Annotated in this window: 17 protein-coding genes; 10 read left to right on the top strand and 7 right to left on the bottom strand. The window is 70.7% G+C overall.

The annotated features are described in order from the left end of the window. The first annotated feature begins 5 nt into the window (after positions 1 to 5). The gene (gene ilvC, locus ACZ6SA_RS29850) at positions 6 to 989 is read left to right on the top strand and encodes a ketol-acid reductoisomerase (RefSeq protein ID WP_347645544.1); all 984 of its coding nucleotides are present in this window, start codon (positions 6 to 8) and stop codon (positions 987 to 989) included. A gap of 87 nt (positions 990 to 1,076) precedes the next feature. Here the strand turns inward: ilvC and ACZ6SA_RS29845 are convergent, their stop codons facing one another. Continuing rightward, a complete protein-coding gene (locus tag ACZ6SA_RS29845) occupies positions 1,077 to 1,901 on the bottom strand; it encodes an NAD(P)-dependent alcohol dehydrogenase (RefSeq protein ID WP_465831902.1) in 825 nt (274 codons plus the stop codon). Between the two features lie 77 nt (positions 1,902 to 1,978). Between ACZ6SA_RS29845 and ACZ6SA_RS29840 the strand changes: the two genes are divergently transcribed. Both ACZ6SA_RS29840 and map read left to right on the top strand, forming a co-directional pair. Beyond that, positions 1,979 to 2,644 (top strand): TetR/AcrR family transcriptional regulator, encoded by a 666-nt coding sequence (locus tag ACZ6SA_RS29840; RefSeq protein ID WP_465831806.1) that lies wholly within the window; start codon positions 1,979 to 1,981, stop codon positions 2,642 to 2,644. 271 nt (positions 2,645 to 2,915) lie between these two features. Further along, positions 2,916 to 3,683, top strand: a complete 768-nt coding sequence (map, locus tag ACZ6SA_RS29835) for a type I methionyl aminopeptidase (RefSeq protein ID WP_443154812.1) — start codon at positions 2,916 to 2,918, stop codon at positions 3,681 to 3,683. Here map and ACZ6SA_RS29830 read toward each other — a convergent pair. Continuing rightward, the gene (locus ACZ6SA_RS29830) at positions 3,670 to 4,893 is read right to left on the bottom strand and encodes an acyltransferase family protein (RefSeq protein WP_465831803.1); all 1,224 of its coding nucleotides are present in this window, start codon (positions 4,891 to 4,893) and stop codon (positions 3,670 to 3,672) included. The genes map and ACZ6SA_RS29830 overlap by 14 nt on opposite strands. A gap of 259 nt (positions 4,894 to 5,152) precedes the next feature. Between ACZ6SA_RS29830 and ACZ6SA_RS29825 the strand changes: the two genes are divergently transcribed. Together ACZ6SA_RS29825 and ACZ6SA_RS29820 are read left to right on the top strand one after the other, a co-directional pair. Further along, positions 5,153 to 5,404 (top strand): hypothetical protein, encoded by a 252-nt coding sequence (locus ACZ6SA_RS29825; protein WP_465831801.1) that lies wholly within the window; start codon positions 5,153 to 5,155, stop codon positions 5,402 to 5,404. Positions 5,405 to 5,717: 313 nt separating this feature from the next. Then, entirely contained in the window at positions 5,718 to 5,975 is a 258-nt protein-coding gene (locus ACZ6SA_RS29820; protein ID WP_443154809.1) for a hypothetical protein, read from the top strand. 1 nt (position 5,976) lies between these two features. Here ACZ6SA_RS29820 and ACZ6SA_RS29815 read toward each other — a convergent pair whose 3' ends face one another. Next, on the bottom strand, positions 5,977 to 6,966 hold the full coding sequence (locus ACZ6SA_RS29815) for an adenosine deaminase (protein ID WP_465831799.1): 990 nt from the start codon (positions 6,964 to 6,966) through the stop codon (positions 5,977 to 5,979). Between the two features lie 165 nt (positions 6,967 to 7,131). Here ACZ6SA_RS29815 and ACZ6SA_RS29810 point away from each other — a divergent pair, with 165 nt between their 5' ends. Then, positions 7,132 to 8,298, top strand: coding sequence for a PucR family transcriptional regulator (locus tag ACZ6SA_RS29810; protein WP_465831797.1), 1,167 nt, complete (start codon positions 7,132 to 7,134; stop codon positions 8,296 to 8,298). On the opposite strand, the gene ACZ6SA_RS29805 is transcribed toward ACZ6SA_RS29810, so the two are convergent. Then, a complete protein-coding gene (locus ACZ6SA_RS29805) occupies positions 8,263 to 9,444 on the bottom strand; it encodes a metal-dependent hydrolase family protein (RefSeq protein WP_465831795.1) in 1,182 nt (393 codons plus the stop codon). The genes ACZ6SA_RS29810 and ACZ6SA_RS29805 overlap by 36 nt on opposite strands. A gap of 217 nt (positions 9,445 to 9,661) precedes the next feature. Here ACZ6SA_RS29805 and ACZ6SA_RS29800 point away from each other — a divergent pair, with 217 nt between their 5' ends. The 4 genes from ACZ6SA_RS29800 to ACZ6SA_RS29785 are packed head-to-tail and all read left to right on the top strand — an operon-like array spanning position 9,662 to position 12,979. Beyond that, on the top strand, positions 9,662 to 10,711 hold the full coding sequence (locus ACZ6SA_RS29800; RefSeq protein ID WP_347645370.1) for an ABC transporter substrate-binding protein: 1,050 nt from the start codon (positions 9,662 to 9,664) through the stop codon (positions 10,709 to 10,711). After that, entirely contained in the window at positions 10,708 to 11,463 is a 756-nt protein-coding gene (locus tag ACZ6SA_RS29795) for an ABC transporter ATP-binding protein (protein WP_347645368.1), read from the top strand. The genes ACZ6SA_RS29800 and ACZ6SA_RS29795 overlap by 4 nt, the downstream gene beginning before the upstream one ends. Beyond that, entirely contained in the window at positions 11,460 to 12,209 is a 750-nt protein-coding gene (locus ACZ6SA_RS29790) for an ABC transporter permease (protein ID WP_465831792.1), read from the top strand. The genes ACZ6SA_RS29795 and ACZ6SA_RS29790 overlap by 4 nt, the downstream gene beginning before the upstream one ends. Beyond that, entirely contained in the window at positions 12,206 to 12,979 is a 774-nt protein-coding gene (locus ACZ6SA_RS29785; RefSeq protein ID WP_347645364.1) for an ABC transporter permease, read from the top strand. The genes ACZ6SA_RS29790 and ACZ6SA_RS29785 overlap by 4 nt, the downstream gene beginning before the upstream one ends. A gap of 159 nt (positions 12,980 to 13,138) precedes the next feature. On the opposite strand, the gene ACZ6SA_RS29780 is transcribed toward ACZ6SA_RS29785, so the two are convergent. From ACZ6SA_RS29780 to ACZ6SA_RS29770, 3 genes are all read right to left on the bottom strand, one after another. Beyond that, positions 13,139 to 13,891 carry a CAP domain-containing protein gene (locus tag ACZ6SA_RS29780; protein ID WP_347645363.1) on the bottom strand — a complete coding sequence of 251 codons (753 nt, stop codon included), beginning with the start codon at positions 13,889 to 13,891 and terminating at the stop codon, positions 13,139 to 13,141. 183 nt (positions 13,892 to 14,074) lie between these two features. Beyond that, positions 14,075 to 15,619 carry a D-alanyl-D-alanine carboxypeptidase/D-alanyl-D-alanine endopeptidase gene (gene dacB / locus ACZ6SA_RS29775; RefSeq protein ID WP_465831789.1) on the bottom strand — a complete coding sequence of 515 codons (1,545 nt, stop codon included), beginning with the start codon at positions 15,617 to 15,619 and terminating at the stop codon, positions 14,075 to 14,077. A gap of 114 nt (positions 15,620 to 15,733) precedes the next feature. After that, a complete protein-coding gene (locus ACZ6SA_RS29770) occupies positions 15,734 to 16,282 on the bottom strand; it encodes a DUF1707 and FHA domain-containing protein (protein ID WP_347645359.1) in 549 nt (182 codons plus the stop codon). Between the last annotated feature and the right edge of the window lie 46 nt (positions 16,283 to 16,328).

Here is a 16,328-nt window from a genome sequence, read left to right as displayed (position 1 = left end):
CCGAGATCTACTACGACGACCAGGCCGACCTGTCGATCATCCAGGGGCGCCACGTGGCCGTGCTGGGGTACGGCAGCCAGGGCCACGCCCACGCGCTCTCCCTGCGTGACTCCGGCGTCGACGTGCGCGTCGGCCTGCCGGAGGGCTCCAAGAGCCGCGAGAAGGCGGAGAACGACGGCCTTCGCGTCGTCACGCCGTCCGAGGCGGTCGAAGAGGCCAACCTCACCATGATCCTGGCTCCCGACCACATCCAGCGCAGTCTCTACGCCGACCACGTGGCGCCCAACCTCGTCGAGGGCGACGCGCTGTTCTTCGGGCACGGCCTGAACATCCGCTACGGCCTCATCGAGGCCCCAGAGGGCGTCGACGTGTGCATGGTCGCGCCCAAGGGCCCTGGCCACCTCGTGCGCCGCCAGTTCGAGGCCGGCCGCGGCGTGCCGGTCCTCGTGGCCGTGGAGAAGGACGCCTCGGGCAAGGCGCTCGACCTGGCGCTGTCGTACGCGAAGGGCATCGGCGGCACGCGCGCCGGCGCGCTGCGCACGACGTTCAAGGAGGAGACCGAGACCGACCTGTTCGGCGAGCAGGTCGTGTTGTGCGGCGGCGTCTCCGAGCTGATCAAGGCGGGCTTCGAGACGCTCATCGAGGCCGGCTACCAGCCCGAGGTCGCCTACTTCGAGTGCCTGCACGAGATGAAGCTGATCGTCGACCTCATGTACGAAGGCGGCCTGTCGAAGATGTACTGGTCGGTGTCCGACACCGCCGAGTACGGCGGCTACACCCGCGGCCCGCGCGTCATCGGCGAGGAGTCCCGCCAGGCGATGCGCCAGATTCTGGCCGAGGTCCAGGACGGCACCTTCACCCGGCAGCTCGTCGAGGAGTTCGACGGCGGCCAGAAGGAGTTCCACCGCAAGCGCGAGGAGCTGGCCGACAACCCGATCGAGAAGACCGGCGCCAAGCTCCGCCCGATGATGAGCTGGCTGAAGGCCTGAGATTCCACCGGGACCGGCGGGCGGGTGCACAGGCCCGCCCGCCGGTCCCGGCGCGTCGTGAGCACCGTCCTGGGCGGTCCGGCGCGGCTACCCGATCTCCACGACCAGCTTTCCGCGTACGCCTCCCGCCTCCAGAGCGCGCTGCGCCTCGGCGATGCGGGCGAGCGGATAGACCGTGTCGACGACGGGCTGGATCGCCCCGTCCTCGACCAGCCTGGCCAGTTCGGCCAGCAGGTCATGGACGGGCTCGCCGCTGAAGAACCGCACCCGCCGCGGACCGAACACCGCCGAGGCGAGCACGTACGAGATCGACGCCGCCGGGTTGCCCAGGTCGAACGCGATCCCCACCATGCGCCCTCCCGGAGCGAGCAGCCGCCGGTAGGCGCCCATGCCGGTGCCGACCGTGTCCAGCACGACGTCGAACCTGCCGAGGTCGCCCGGCGCGGTGGTGGCGTAGTCGAAGGCCTCGTCGGCGCCGAGGTCCCGGACGAAGCCGAGATTCCGGCTCCCGGCGAGCGCGGTGACGTGCGCGCCGTACGCGCGTCCGAGCTGGACGGCGACGTGGCCGACACCGCCGCTCCCGCCGCGCACCAGCAGCCGCTCGCCCGGCGTGAGCCGGGCCTTGTCCCGCAGCGCGGTGATCGCGGTCGTGCCCACGCCCGGCAGGGCGGCCGCCCGTACGAGGTCCAGCCCGTCCGGGGCGAAGGCCAGGTGCCGGGGGCGTACGACGACGAACTCGGCGGCGGCGCCGAACGTTCTGGGCAGACCGCCCCAGACCCGGTCGCCGACCTTCAGCCCGGACATGGGGGAGCCCAGGGCGGCCACCTCGCCGGGGCCGGGCGCGGGGGCGGGCACCGCGCCCTCGTGGAGCACCTCCGGCGGGCCGTACCGGTCGAAGAGGGCCGCACGCATCTCTGTCGCTGTCCGCATGCCCGTGAGGCTAGGCGGGAAACGGAGCAGCCGGTCCGCTCTGGGCTAATGTGAGAGACATGCCTGCTGCCTCCTCTCGGATGCGGCCTGCCGCGGCGGGCACGACCACGGCCGGGCTCCGCGCCGACGCGCTGCACAACCGCAACCGCATCCTCGAAGCCGCGCGCGAGGCGTTAGCCGCCCGCGGTCTCGACGTGCCGATGGCCGCGATCGCCCGCCGTGCCGGAGTCGGCGTCGCCACCCTCTACCGCCGCTTCCCGACGCGCGAGTCGCTGATCGCGGAGGTGTTCGCCGACGAGCTGAGCGTGTGCGCCTCGATCATCGACGACGCGCTGGCCGATCCCGATCCGTGGCGGGGATTCCGCACGCTCATCGAGAAGCTGACCGCCATGCAGGTGGTCGAACGCGGTTTCACCGTGGCGCTGCTGGCGCGGTTCTCCTCCGAGGAGGGCGTCGAGGACGTGCGTGCGCACGCCGAACGGGGCTTCGCCGAGCTGGTACGCCGCGCCAAGGCGGCCGGGCGGTTGCGTGCCGACTTCGACCGGTCGGATCTGACGCTGCTGCTCATGGCCAACGGTGGCCTGGCGACCGGCTCCCCGGAGGGAAGGCTGGCCGCGTCCCGGCGGCATGTCGCGTACCTGTTGCAGGCCTTCCGCGCCGACCGGCCCGATCCCGCCGATCCGCTGCCGCCACCCGCCCCTGTCGGCCTGTACCCGATGTGCTGATCGCCTGCGTCGGCGTAAAAGAAGATTTCACCCGCAGCGCGCAGAAATAGCACCTTATCCCCGGCAATATTGCGAACCGTTCGTTATCTGCCTGTCGGCGCGTGCTTGCCCCGCGCGGCACCTTCGTGCACGGCTGAGGCTCGGTCAGCCCCTGACAATGACCCCCGGCCGCCTCGAACGAGGGCACGCCGGAGATCACCGGCTGAGCGCCCTTCACGCCGCGCGCGGCTGTGATAACAATACCGGTATAGTTATCGAGCGAGGAGGCGCCGTGATCGAGCTCAAGTCGGCCGGAGAGATAGCCGCGATGCGGGAGGCGGGAAAGGTCGTCGCCGCCGTCCAGGCGGCGGTGCGGGAGCGGGCCGGCATCGGGGTGACGCTGAAGCAGCTCGACGAGGTGGCCAGGACCGTCATCGAGGAGGCCCGCGCGGGGGCGTCGTTCCTCGGCTATCACCCGTCCTTCGGCGCGATGCCCTATCCGGGTGTGATCTGCACCTCGGTCAACGGGGTGATGCTGCACGGCCTGCCGACAGCGTACAAACTGCGGGACGGCGACCTGATCAGCGTCGACTGCGGTGCGTACGTCGACGGCTGGCACGCCGACGGCACCGTCAGCTTCACCGTCGGCCACGCCCGCGAGGAAGACCTCAAACTGATCAAGGTCGCCGAGGAGACGCTGGCCGCGGGCATCGAGGCGGCCCTGCCCGGCGGCAGGATGGGCGACATCGGGCACGCCATGTCCACGGTCGGGCGCGGCGCCGGCTACGGCATGCAGAACGACTTCGGCGGCCACGGCATCGGGCGGGCCATGCACGAGTCGCCGTTCGTGCCCAACGAGGCACGCAGGGGCCGCGGCCTGCGCCTGCGGCCCGGCCTGGTCATCGCGATCGAGCCGAGCCTGATGGCCGGCGGCGGCGACGGCTACTACGTGGCCGACGACGGGTGGTCGTTGTGCTCGGCCGACGGCAGCAGGAGCGTGCACGTCGAGCACACGGTCGCCATCACCGGCGACGGCCCGGTCGTGCTCACCGTCCCGTAGGCTCCCGCATCCCGAACAGGAACCTCGTCACCCGCGTCCTGCGCACCAGCACGTCGTAGACGGCCACCGTCAGCACCAGCGACAGTGCCACGATCACCGCGTACTCGACCAGGATCGGCGCCTGCCAGCCGGCCACGAAGAAGGCCACGGCCACGACGACCGGCTGGTGCAGGATGTAGAGCGGCAGCACGGCGGGCGCCAGGTAGGCGGACACGGAGGCCGCGAGCCGGTTCGGCGGCCCGGCCGGCGCCGAGGCGGGGCGCGGGCGGTCGAGGGCGCCGAGGATCGCGACCAGCCAGCACCATCCGGCCAGCCCGTACAACGTGCGCATCGCGACCGCGAGCGGGGTCAGGTCCGTGAACGCGTCCGCGCCGGGGGCGTCGCCCGCGACGACGAAGCCCGGCACCCCCACCAGCATCAGCACGGCGCCCGCGACGGCCGCGATCCGCCGGTTGCGCCGCATCGCCGCGCGGAAGGCGGGATCGGTCACGAGGAGGAAGCCGTACAGGAAGAACACCAGGTACGCCCAGCGGTCCCAGCCGCCGAACGCCTCCTCGAGACCGGCGACCGCGCAGATCGCCGCGATCGGCAGGGCGGGCAGCAGGATCGCGCCCCGCGGCTGGGAGAGCGCGACCAGGCGGTCGCGCGAGCGCAGCGCCCAGCCACGCGGCACCCACCGCACCAGCGGCGCGAGCACGAGCGAGAAGGTCAGCAGCAGCACCACGAACCACAGGTGCCCGGTCTCGAAGTACGCCCCCTCCACGACGAACGGGAAGTCGCCCGGATCCGGCCGCACGGCGAAGAACTTCGGCAGGAACTCCAGATAGGACTCGTGATAGCCCGGATCGGCCCGCAGCCGCAACCACTGAGGCACCGGCAACATCGTGACCAGGGCGAACAGCAGCGGCACGCCCAGCCGCGCTAATCGTTCCACGGCGAACGCGCCGGGCCCCCGGCGGCGCAGGGAGTGCCACGCTCCCAGTCCGGCGATGAGGAAGAGCAGCGGCATCGCCCAGATCACGCAGAGCGCCGCGATGATGAACGTGATGTCGGTCGTCTCGGCGTTCTTGACGTAGAAGTCGTCGCGCGAGTCGAAGACCAGCGACGCGTGGAAGAACACCAGCCCGACGACCACGAGAGCGCGCATGGCGTCGAGTTCGGTGCGCCGTCCGCCGGTCGCGGTTCCGGACGATCCGGTGCTTGCGGTCATGATTGCCTCCCGTGACAGGCACCAGTCTGGGGCCACAGGAGGGGCGCGCGCCATGGTCGCGGAACGGTCATGTGATCTTCGCCCGCTCCTCCCGGGAGCACACCTGACGGTCAAGCCGGACGTTCATCGGCACGGCTATGCCAGGCGCTGCTTTCGCGCAGGTCAAGACCGAAACGCCGGAGTTTGTCGAAGCGAGGGGCAGGGCATTTCTCACCCCGGTAGCTACGGAGAGTAGTCAATAGGTACCAGAGGAGATAAAATGTACAAATCAGGCCTCATCCTGGCCGGGCTCGTCGGAGGGCTGCTCATGTCCGGCGGCGCCGCGTCCGCTGCGACGTTCAACAACGACGGCCGCGACGGCGACGTGCGGATCATCCTCGTCTGCGGCGACGGAAACGTCGGTCAGCGTGTCGACAACCACCAGAGCGCCAACGGCCTGCTCGGTATCGCCGTCGGCAACTCGCTGAACCACATTCTCAGCCACGAGCACAGGGAGTGCAACATCGGCTGAAGTCACTTCAGCGGCCGATGAACACCAGGGGTCCGCCCGAGGGGCGGACCCCTGCGTCGTGCCCGGCCGCGGGTGCGCAACCGGGGGCCCGTCCTGCGGGATGGGCCCCTCGGCGTGCCCGGCCTCGAATGGCAAGGCCGTCCCCGTGGAGCACACGTGATCGTCAAGTGAAACGATCTCCGGCACGGCTTTGCCAGGTGCTGCTTTCGCGCAGGTCAAGAACAAGATCGGGGAGTTTGTCGGCGAGCGGGGCAGGGCAAACACCTCCCGGTAGCTACAGAGAGTAGTCATTACGTACCAAAGGGGATACGACATGTACAAATCGGGGCTCATCCTGGCCGGGCTCGTCGGAGGGCTGCTCATGTCCGGCGGCTCCGCGCTCGCGGCGACGTACGACGACCACGACCACCGCGGCAAGGACGTGAGGATCATCCTCGTGTGTGGTGACGGCACCATCGGCAAGGAGGTCGACAACCACCAGAGCGCCCACGGCCTCCTGGCAGGCATCGGCCTCGACAACGTCCTGAACCACGTGCTCAGCCACGAGCACAGGGAGTGCAACATCGGCTAGGTCATATCTCAGCTGGTGAGTGATGACGAGGGGCCCATCCTGCGGGGTGGGCCCCTTCACCGTGCCGGGGCTCGTACGCGAAGGCCGCGGCGAAGGAGTTGCCGGCGATCTGGTCGAGCTGCTCGCCGGTCATTCCCAGCTCCCGGCGCAAGGCTTCGTAGTTGTCCTCGACGTAGCCGCCGAAGTAGGCGGGATCGTCGGAGTTGACCGTCACGACCAGCCCTTCGTCCAGCATCGCGGGCAGGATGTGGTCGCGCAGGGACGGCACCACCCGCAGCCGCACGTTCGACAGCGGGCACACGGTCAGCGGGATCCGCTCCTCCCTCAGCCTGGCCACGAGCTGCGGATCCTCCATCGCCCTGATGCCGTGGTCCACCCGCTCCACCCCCAGCACGTCGAGCGCCTCCCACACGTAGTCGGGCCCGCCTTCCTCGCCCGCGTGCGCCACCCGGTGCAGGCCTTCGGCGGCGGCCATGTCGAAGACCCGCCGGAACAACGACGGCGGATATCCCACCTCCGCCGAGTCCAGACCCACCCCGATGAAGTGCTCGCGGAACGGCAGCGCCGCCCGCAGCGCCTGCTCCGCCTCCTCCGCGCCCCGGTCACGAAGGAAGCAGAGGATCAGCGCGGCCGAAACGTCGCTGCCGTGCAGGGCCGCCGACAACCCGCCGAACACCGCCTCCAGCGGCACGCCCCGGCTCGTGTGCGCCTGCGGGTCGAAGAAGATCTCCGCGTGCCGCACGCCCTGCCCGGCGGCCCGCCGCAGGTAGGCGGCGGCCAGGTCGTGGAAGTCCTCCTCGGTACGCAGGACCGCCAGGTTGTCGTAGTAGACGTCCAGGAACGAGCGCAGGCCGGCGAAGTCGTTGCGGGCGCGGACGGCCTCCACGTCGAAGTCCGGCAGCTCGATCCGGTTACGCCTGGCCAGCTCGACGACGAGCTCGGGCTCAAGGGTGCCCTCGATGTGCAGGTGGAGTTCCGCCTTGGGACGCATGGCACCGAGTAAACCGGACCGCCCGGCCCGGCAGATATCGTGCGAACCTCCGAACTCTCAGGGCGATTTCCGTGCGGAAACCTCCCTCTCAGCGAGCCGCTCCGCTCCCGTCCGTGGTAGGCACTCCGGCGGCCGTCCGCGCGGCCTGGCATACCATCGGATTTCATGAGGCTGGCGGATCTGCTCGCACGCGACGACCTGCGGCTGACGCTGGTGACAGGTGATGCCGCACTCGACCGCGAGATCCGGCGCGCCTACCCGACCGACCTGCCCGACCCCCGCCGCTACCTGCGGTCCGGCGACCTGGTGCTGACCAGCGGCGTCTGGTACACCGAGCCGCCCGACTGCGAGCGCTTCGCCGACGCGCTGTGGGCCAGCGACGCCGCCGGCCTGGTCGTGGGCCTGATCGTGCTCGGCGAGCTGCCGCGGGAGCTGGTCAAGGCGTGCGAGCTGCGCCGGCTGCCGCTGCTGCTGGCCGCTCCCGACCAGTCGTTCGGCGCGATCACCGAGGTGGTGACCGTCGAGGGGTTCGCCGCCGAGCAGCGCAGGGCCGAGCGGGTCAGGGCGCAGACGTTGCTGGACGTCCTCGGCCAGATCCCGCCCGGCGAGGTCTCGGCGCATATGCGGCTGCTGGGCGCCGACCCCGGCCTGCCGACCGCGGCCATGGCGGTCACCCGGACCGGCGGCCCCGAGCTCGACCTGCCGGAGTTGCTGCACGAGGGCCTGGCGAGGAAAGGGCGGCACCTGATCGTCGGTGGCACGCCGCGCGAGGCGATCGTGCTGGTCAACGGCCGGGCATCGCGCAAGAGCCTGGCCGACGAGCTGCGCGGGCTGGTCGCCGGGCGGTCGGGCGTGAGCCGGGGGACGAGCCCGGGAGTGAGCATCGCGGCCGGCATCAGCGAGATGGCGGCCAGCGTGTCGCAGCTCGGCGAGGCGCTGGAGACGGCCAGGCGCGGCATGGAGTCGGCCAGGGGCGGGCCCGGGCCGGTGTCGATCATGTCGGTGGCCGACATCGACAGCTTCGACCTGCTGCTGGCCTCGCTGCCGGCCGGCGTGCGCCGGTCGTTCCGCGACCGCCTGCTGGCCCCCGTCGAGGACTACGACGCGCGGCACGGCTCCGAGCTGCTGCGCACGCTCGACCTGTTCCTGGAGACCTGCGGATCGTGGCAGCGCACGGCCGACGAGCTGTACGTCCACGTCAACACGCTGCGTTACCGGATGCAGCGGATCGAGGAGCTCACCGGCCGCCGCATGGCGTCGATGCGCGACCGTACGGACCTCTACCTGGCGCTCCGGTCAGGGCAGCCCGCCCGCGACGACGGCGCCCCGTGACACCACGGCCACGATGTTGCCGGCGGCCAGGTCGCCGATGCGCTCCCACGGCCGGCCGCGCAGCACGATGAGGTCGGCGCCCAGCCCGGGCGCGATCCTGCCCACGGGCATGCCGATCGAGTCGGCCGCGTCCGAGGTGGCCGCGCGCAGCGCCGACGCCGCGTCCATGCCGAGGATCCCGGCCATGTGGCGGACCTCGGCGAGCTGGTCGCCGAACTGCACGTGGTGGCCGTTCGCGTCGGTGCCCAGCACGAACCGCACGCCGAGAGCGGCCGCCTGGGCGAGCAGCACGTCACGGGTTGCGACGAGCTCGGCGGCCTTGGCCCTGGCCTCGGGGGTGACCGGGACGCGGCCTTCTGCGATGGCCTCGTTGATGAGCAGCGTCGGAGCCACGGGGGTGCGGCGGGCGGCCAGGACCTCGGCCAGGTCGGTGCTCATGAGGGTGCCGTGCTCGATCGAGTCGACGCCCTCCTCGACGGCCACCCGGATGCCCTCCTCGGAATGGGCGTGGGAGGCCACCGGCATGCCGAGCGCGTGCGCCTCGTCCACGACGGCTCTGATCTCGTCGCGGGTGTAGTTGCGCCAGGCGTTCCTGTCGCCGATCGACAGCACGCCGCCGCTGGTGGTGAGCTTGATGCCGTCCATGCCCGCCCTGGCCCAGGTGCGTACGAGCTTGCGGCACTCGTCGGGCCCGTCGGCCGTGGGCTTGCGCTGCGGCGAGGCGGGCGGCACGAACAGGTCGTTGTGCCCGGCGGTCATCCCCACCACGCCGTGCACCTGGACGCGCGGCCCCTGCAGCACCCCGGCGTCGAAGGCCCGGCGCAGCGCGACCTGGGCCCCGTCGCCTGCCAGGTCGCGCAGCGTCGTGACGCCGTGCCGCATGGCCCGCTGGGCGTGGGCGACGCCGTGCAGCACCTGCTCGTCGCGCGTGGTGACCAGCGGCCAGGTCGCGAAGTCGGGCGGGTCGCCGGGACCTGCGTGGCCGATCAGGTGGACGTGCGTGTCCACCAGGCCGGGGATGACGCACAGGTCGTCGTGGCGCGGCGCGGCGGGGCTCACGTCGATGATCCGGTCGGGCTCCCAGCTCAGATCGACAGGGCCGCGAAGTTCGGTACCGTCCCAAAGGGGGATTCCGTCGAGTCTCATTTCACGCTCGACGCTACCGGAGCCCCGGGGCCGCTGGAGGGATCTACGGTCCTCGTCCCCCGCTCTCGTAGGGACCTACAGGGGCCGCCAGCGGTTTTTCCGCCATCTCGCGCGACGGCCGTCCGCCCGGCCAGAAGTCCGAAAATACCGTCACTTGATGGTAATAATCGGTAGATAACGTCCTGACCTGCACCTTCACGGCCGCTCAAGGAGAATCATGGCTACCTTCGACCGTCGCGCGTTCCTGCGGACGACAGGCCTGGCCGGTCTGGCGCTCGGTCTGGCCGCCTGCGGCGAAAGCGGCTCGCCGGCCGGCTCCTCCTCCGGCGGCGGGCTCGGCTCGGTCAAGCTCCAGCTCTCCTGGAAGAAGAACGTCGAGTTCGCCGGCGAATACTTCGCCGACAGCAAGGGCTACTACAAGGCTGCCGGGTTCTCCCAGGTCGAGCTGCTGTCGGGCGGCGGCTCCGGCACCTCGGTCGAGTCGGGACTGGCCACCGGGCGCTGCTGGGCGGGCCTGTCCGCCCCCACCATCACCGCCCCCGCCGTGCTGCAGGGCGCCCCGCTGAAGATCGTCGGCGCCACCTTCCAGAAGAACCCGTTCGCCATCATCTCCCTGAGCAAGAACCCGATCGAGAGCGCCGAAGACCTGGCCGGCAAGAAGATCGGCGTCCAGGACTCCAACGAGCTGGTCTGGAACGCGCTGCTCAAGGCCAACGGCATCGACGAGGGCAGCGTGACGCGGGTGCCGTTCCAGTCCGACCCCTCGATGCTGACCTCCGGGCAGCTCGACGGCTACGTCGGCTTCGTCACCAGCGGCCCCGTACGGCTGAAGATGGAGGGCCACGACGCCACCCACCTGCTGCTCGCCGACGCCGGCCTGCCGCTGGTCGCCGAGACGTTCACGGTCACCCAGGAGACCATCGACAACGAGCGCGACAAGCTCAAGGCGTTCCTGACCGCCGAGATCAAGGGCTGGAAGGACGCCGTCGCCGATCCGGCCAGGTCGGCCGAGCTGGCCGCGACCGTCTACGGCAAGGACCAGAACCTCGACGTCAAGGAGCAGACCGAGGAGGCCAAGATGCAGAACGAGCTCGTCGTCACCCCCGACGTCGAGGCCAACGGCCTGTTCACGATGACGCCCGAGCTGATCGAGCAGAACATCGCCTCGCTGGCCAAGGCCGGCCTGACCATCAAGGCCGAGCAACTGTTCGACCTGACCGTCCTGGACGAGGTCTACAAGGCCGACCCGAGCCTGAAGCTCTCATGAGCGGCGGCATCAGCGTCACCGGGCTGAGCAAGACGTTCGGCAAGGGCCTGACCGCCGTCGACGGCGTGGACCTCCGTACGGCGAAGGGCTCGTTCCTGTCGCTGCTCGGCCCGTCCGGCTGCGGCAAGTCGACGGTGCTGCGCATGCTCGCCGGGCTGGAGCAGCCCACCAGCGGCGAGATCCGGGTGAACGGCGAGACGCCCGCCGAACTGCGCAGGAGCCACCACCTCGGCATCGCCTTCCAGGACTCGGCCCTGCTGGCCTGGAGGAGCGTCGCCGCCAACATCCGGCTGCCGCTGGAGGTCGCCGGGATCAGGCCCGAGCCCGGCGTCATCGACGACCTGATCAAGCTGGTCGGTCTCGAGGGGTTCGAGAAGGCCAGGCCCGCCGAACTGTCGGGCGGCATGCGCCAGCGCGTCTCCATCGCCCGCGCGCTCGTCGTCAAGCCCAGCGTGCTGCTGCTCGACGAGCCGTTCGGCGCGCTCGACGACATGACCAGGCAGCGGCTCAACCTGGAACTGCTGCGCATCTGGACGGAGAAGCCCGCCACCACGCTGATGGTCACCCACGGGATCGGCGAGGCGATCTTCCTGTCGGACGTGGTCGCCGTCATGAGCCCGCGCCCCGGCCGGATCGTCGAGCTGGTGGAGATCGGCCTGCCGCGCCCGCGCACGCCCGGCATGATGCGTACGCCGGAGTTCCACGCCCTTCACGACCACCTCAGCGACCTGCTGTTCGGGCACGGCTCATGAGACGGGCGCAGGGGCTGGCCGGTGTCGTCGCCCTGGTCGCGGTGTGGTGGCTGCTGGCCGTGACGGTGTTCGCCGGCGGCGGAGCGGTGCCCACGCCGTGGGCCGTGCTGGCCGGAATGGGCGACGACGGGTGGGCCTTCTACGGCCCCAACGTCATCGCCACCGTGTCCGCGGCGGCGCAGGGCTTCGTGTGGGGCAACGGGCTGGCCATCGGCGTGGCGCTGCTGGTGCTGCTCGTGCCACGGCTCGAAGCCGTCGCCACCCAGCTCGCCGTGATCAGCTACTGTGTCCCGCTGCTCGCCATCGGCCCCATCGTGCTGGTCGTCTTCGGCGGCGACGCCACTGTGGTGTTCCTGGCCGCCATCTCCGTCTTCTTCACCACACTCATCGGCGCCCTGCTCGGGCTGCGCTCCGCCGACCAGGCCGGTCTCGACCTCGTCACCGTCTACGGCGGCGGCCGCCTGGCCAGGCTCCGCTACGTGCAGATCATCTCGGCCCTGCCCAGCACGTTCGCCGGCCTGAGGATCTCCGCACCCTCGGCGCTGCTCGGCGCGATCATCGGCGAATATCTCGGCAGCAACGACCAGGGGATCGGCGTCTCCCTGATGATCTCGCAGCAGCAGTTCCAGGTGCCGCGGACCTGGGGGCTGGCGCTCGTGGCCGGGCTGATCGCCGGCCTCGGGTACGCCGTCGTCGCGCTCGTCGCCCGTGTGGTCACCCCGTGGTCGAAAGGCGAGGCGCAGTGATCGGCCGTACCATTCTGCGGGTCGTCGGGCCGCTCGCGCCGTGCGTGGTCATCGTCGTGGCCGCGTGGTGGCTGGCGCTGGAGGCGTTCGGCATCAGCCCGCTCGTCGGCAAGCGCCCGCCCCAGGTGTGGGACTACCTGACGGCGTCGGCGGCCCACCGCGAGGCCGTGTTCGGCGCGCTGGGCATCACCGTCAGGGACGCCGCCGTCGGGTTCGCCTCGGGCATGGTCGCCGCGATGGCCGTCGCGGTCACGTTCGTGCTGTTCAGGACCGTGGAGCAGACCTTCATGCCGGTCGCGATGTTGCTGCGCTCGGTGCCGCTCGTGGTGATGACGCCGCTGATCACGCTGATCTTCGGCAGGGACCTGGTGGGCGTCGCCGTCATCGGCGGCATCGTGGTGTTCTTCCCCGCGCTGGTCAACATCGTCTTCGGGCTGAGATCGGCCTCGCCGCAGGCCACCGACCTGGTCATGGCCTACGGTGGCACCCGCATGACCGTCCTGCGCAAGGTGGCCGTGCCGACGGCGATGCCCGCGGTCTTCGCCTCGGCCAGGATCTCGGTGCCGGCCTCGATCATCGGCGCGCTCATCGCCGAATGGCTGGCCACCGGCGAGGGGATCGGCGCGGAGATCCTGCGCGCGATCGGCGGATTCCGCTACGACGAGGTGTGGGCGGACATCGTGGTGGTCACGGCCGTGTCGATCCTCGCGTACGCGGTCGTCGGCGTGGTCGAGTCGCTGGTGCTGGCCCGCTTCTCCGACCGGGCCTGACACCGGAGGAAGGATGCGGGCCCGGCCGCGGTCCTTCGTGCGGGGGGAGGCGCGGCCGGGCCCGCCCGGAGGGGAGCGTGTGGGCGTGCGGTGGGAACCGGCACGGAGGCCGGTGAAGCCCGACGCTCCCTTGGCTTCAGCGGGGTTCAAGCGAGGGCTTCAGCGGGCGGCGAAGATCTGGGTCCAGGCTTGCTTCTCGGCGCTGTATCCGACGCCGATGTGGGTGAACGAGCAGTTGAGGATGTTCTTGCGGTGGCCTGGGCTCTTCAGCCAGTCCTTGAGCACCGTGGCGGCGGCGGGGTAGCCCATGGCGACGTTCTCGGCGATCAGGCTGTAGGAGAAGCCGACCGCCTTGATGCGCTCCGCGAACGTGCGCCCGCCGGAGGTGTGCTTGAGACGCCCTTTGGCGGCCATGTCCGCCGAGTGGCGCTCGGCGGCGAGGTGCAGCCTGGGGTCGTGGGCCAGGGGCTTGCAGTCGTTCCCTGCCCGCGCCTTGTTGGTGAGCTTGACGAGCGCATCCTCGGTCGCCGAGGCGAACTTGCCGCACGCCAGCCGCGCCGTGCGCGACTTGCCGGTGCGCCCCTTGGCGTCGAGCGCGATCACGTAGTAGGTGCGGGGGGTGGTGGTGCAGCGCACCTGCGCGGTGAGCGAGCCGGTCCCGACGGTCCTGGAGCCGCTCTTGACGACCCGGTCGGGGCCCGACACGGCCATCGCGATGCGTACCCGGAGCAGGGCCTTGTCGGAGCAGCCCGCCCTGGTGGCCGTGCCGCGGACGAAGCCGTGGGAGAGCGTGGGCTTGGCAGCGGCCACCCGGCAGGCCTGCGCGCTCGTGGCCGCCTGCGCGGCCGGTGCGGGGAAGGTCAGTGCCGCCAGACTCCCGAGGCAGGCCCATGCCTTGAGCTGTCTGCGCATTCTCTCCTCCGGGTCGGCGGTTGCACACAAGGTCGAACCGCATTCTGGCGCTCCAAGGTCTGCTATGTCCTGAAAAGACCGCTCCAAGTGGCTGAATCGTGATGCAGCACGCCTTATGGGGGTAAACCGCGGCGACCCCCTGCGCGTCAGGAGGCCGCCGCGTCGGCTACAGGCTGATCGGCGTCAGCACTGCGCGGGCTTCAGCCAGGAGCACTCCAGGTCGCCCGCCGGGCCCGGGTCCGTGGCGCGGAGCTGGACGGGGTCACCGCCCGCAGAGGTACGGGAGAACTGGGCGAGGCGTACGGCGATCTTGTCCTCGATGTCCTTCGGTGACCCCGACAGGTACTGGTTCAGCATGATCGAGAAGATCAGCGGCTCGCCGTCGGCGCTGGTGACGTAGCCGGACAACGCCGTCACCCCGGTCAGCGAGCCCGTCTTGGCGTGCACGTTGCCCGCGGCGGCGGTGTCGCGCATCCGGCTGCGCAGCGTGCCGCCGACGAAACGATCGGCGTTGCCCGCGACGGGCAGCGACTCGTACCAGGTGTCGAACCACGGCTTGCCGCGCACGGCCGACAGGAACTGCACGATTGAGCCGGGCGAGAAGCCGTCGCGGCGCGACAGCCCCGAGCCGTCACGCATGTTGATCACCTGCGCCCCGTTGGCCTTGGCGAAGTCGGTGGTGACCTTGAGCCCGGCCGCCCACGTGCCCTGGTTCGCCGCCTTGCGGCCCATGGCCTTGGTGAGGATCTCGGCGTGGATGTTGTTGCTCAGCTTCATGAACGGCACCAGCAACTCGCCCAGCGTCATCGACTCGTGCGCGGCCAGCTCCTTGGCGCCCTCGGGCGCCGCGCCGGCCACCGTGCGGCCGAGCACCTTGACGCCGTGCCTGGCCAGCGATTCACGGAAGAGCGAGGAGGCGTAGGCCGTGGGGTCGTCGACGGCCACCCACTCCTGGTACGGGTCCGCGACCGTACCGGTGATCACGACGGTGCGGGTGCCGTGCTGCCGCTCGATGAGCACGTCGGTCTCGGAGCCTGCCGTCGCCCGGTTGACGATCTTCAGGTACCCGGTGTCGGGCGTGGTGGTCACCTTGACCTTGCCGTTCTCGGCCGACACCGCGACGATCACCGAGCCGGCGTCGTAGTCCTTGTCGGGGGAGGCGGTCAGGGCCGAGATCGGGGCCGCGTAGTACGCGGTCTCGTCGTCCCAGGCCCAGTCGTTGCCGAGCCGCCGCGCGTCGAACCAGGTGTCGTCGGCCACGAGCTTGCCGGTGACGACCTTGACGCCGGCGCCGGCCACCTTGGCGGCCAGCGCGTCGTAGTCCTCGGCCAGCATGGTCGGGTCGCCGGTGCCGCGCAGCACCAGGTCGCCGGTCAGCACCTTGCCGGCCTTGCGCCCGGTGCTCAGCACGCTGGTGGTGAAGCGGTAGTCGAGCCCGAGCGTCTCGGCAGCCGCGGCCGAGGTGAACAGCTTGGTGTTGGACGCCGGGATCAGCAGCTTGCCGGCGTCGGTGGCGTACAGTTCCTCGCCGCTCTCCGCGCTCTTGACGACGACGCCCGCCCTGGCGATCGTGAGCCGCGAGTCGCTGAGGATCTGGTTGAGGTCCTGGGTCAGGTCGGCCACGCCCACGGAGGGGTCGAGCGCGACGGCCGGTGAGGAGGGGCTGGACGCCCACGCGAGGGCCGCGACGAGCGTGCCCGCGACGAGGGATGCTGAGGTGCGCCGCATGGGGTCTCCAAGAAAGACTGCTCCAGCATGACTGGGGGATCGCCTGCAGCATGGAGCAGCACCGTCAGCCTGTAATCCGCAAATATCCGTATTTATTGGAGAATGCGGGAGCGGTCACATCGACGGCAGGCCCGACGTGAGCAGAAAACCGCAGTCCCCGAACGAGATCTCGTCACCCGACCTGACCCGGGCGGGCCCCACCAGCCGCCACCCGTTGAGCCGGGTGCCGTTGAGCGAGCCCAGGTCGACCAGCAGCCACCCGTCGCTCTCGCGCCGCAGCTCGGCGTGCACGCGGGAGACCGTCAGGTCCGACAGCACGAGGTCGCAGGCCGACCCCCTGCCCACCACGTAACGCAGCCGGTCGTCGTCGGGCAGCGCCAGCCGGGGCAGCCGCGGCCGCCGCCACGCCGACTGCACCCTGGTGGTGAACTCCGACACCGCCGCCACCGCGTCGGTCAGCCGCTGCCTGACCGTCGCCCGCCGCGGCAGGTCGGCCACCACCTCGTCGAGCTCGTGGCGGTTCTGCGCCCTGAGCACCTGGTCGACCCGGCCCACGAACGTGTCGTGGGAGATGCGCCCCTCTACGGCGCGATCTCTGAGCTCGTCGATCGCACGGTCGCGTTCCCCATCCGAGGCACGAAAGGGCGGAAGCGTGGAGCTCATGTAGCGAGTATCGGCCTGAACCGCGCTCCCTGTCCAGAATACGCGG

The organism is Nonomuraea sp. NPDC049378, assembly GCF_055586745.1.
This window is presented reverse-complemented; position numbering and strand designations above follow the sequence as displayed.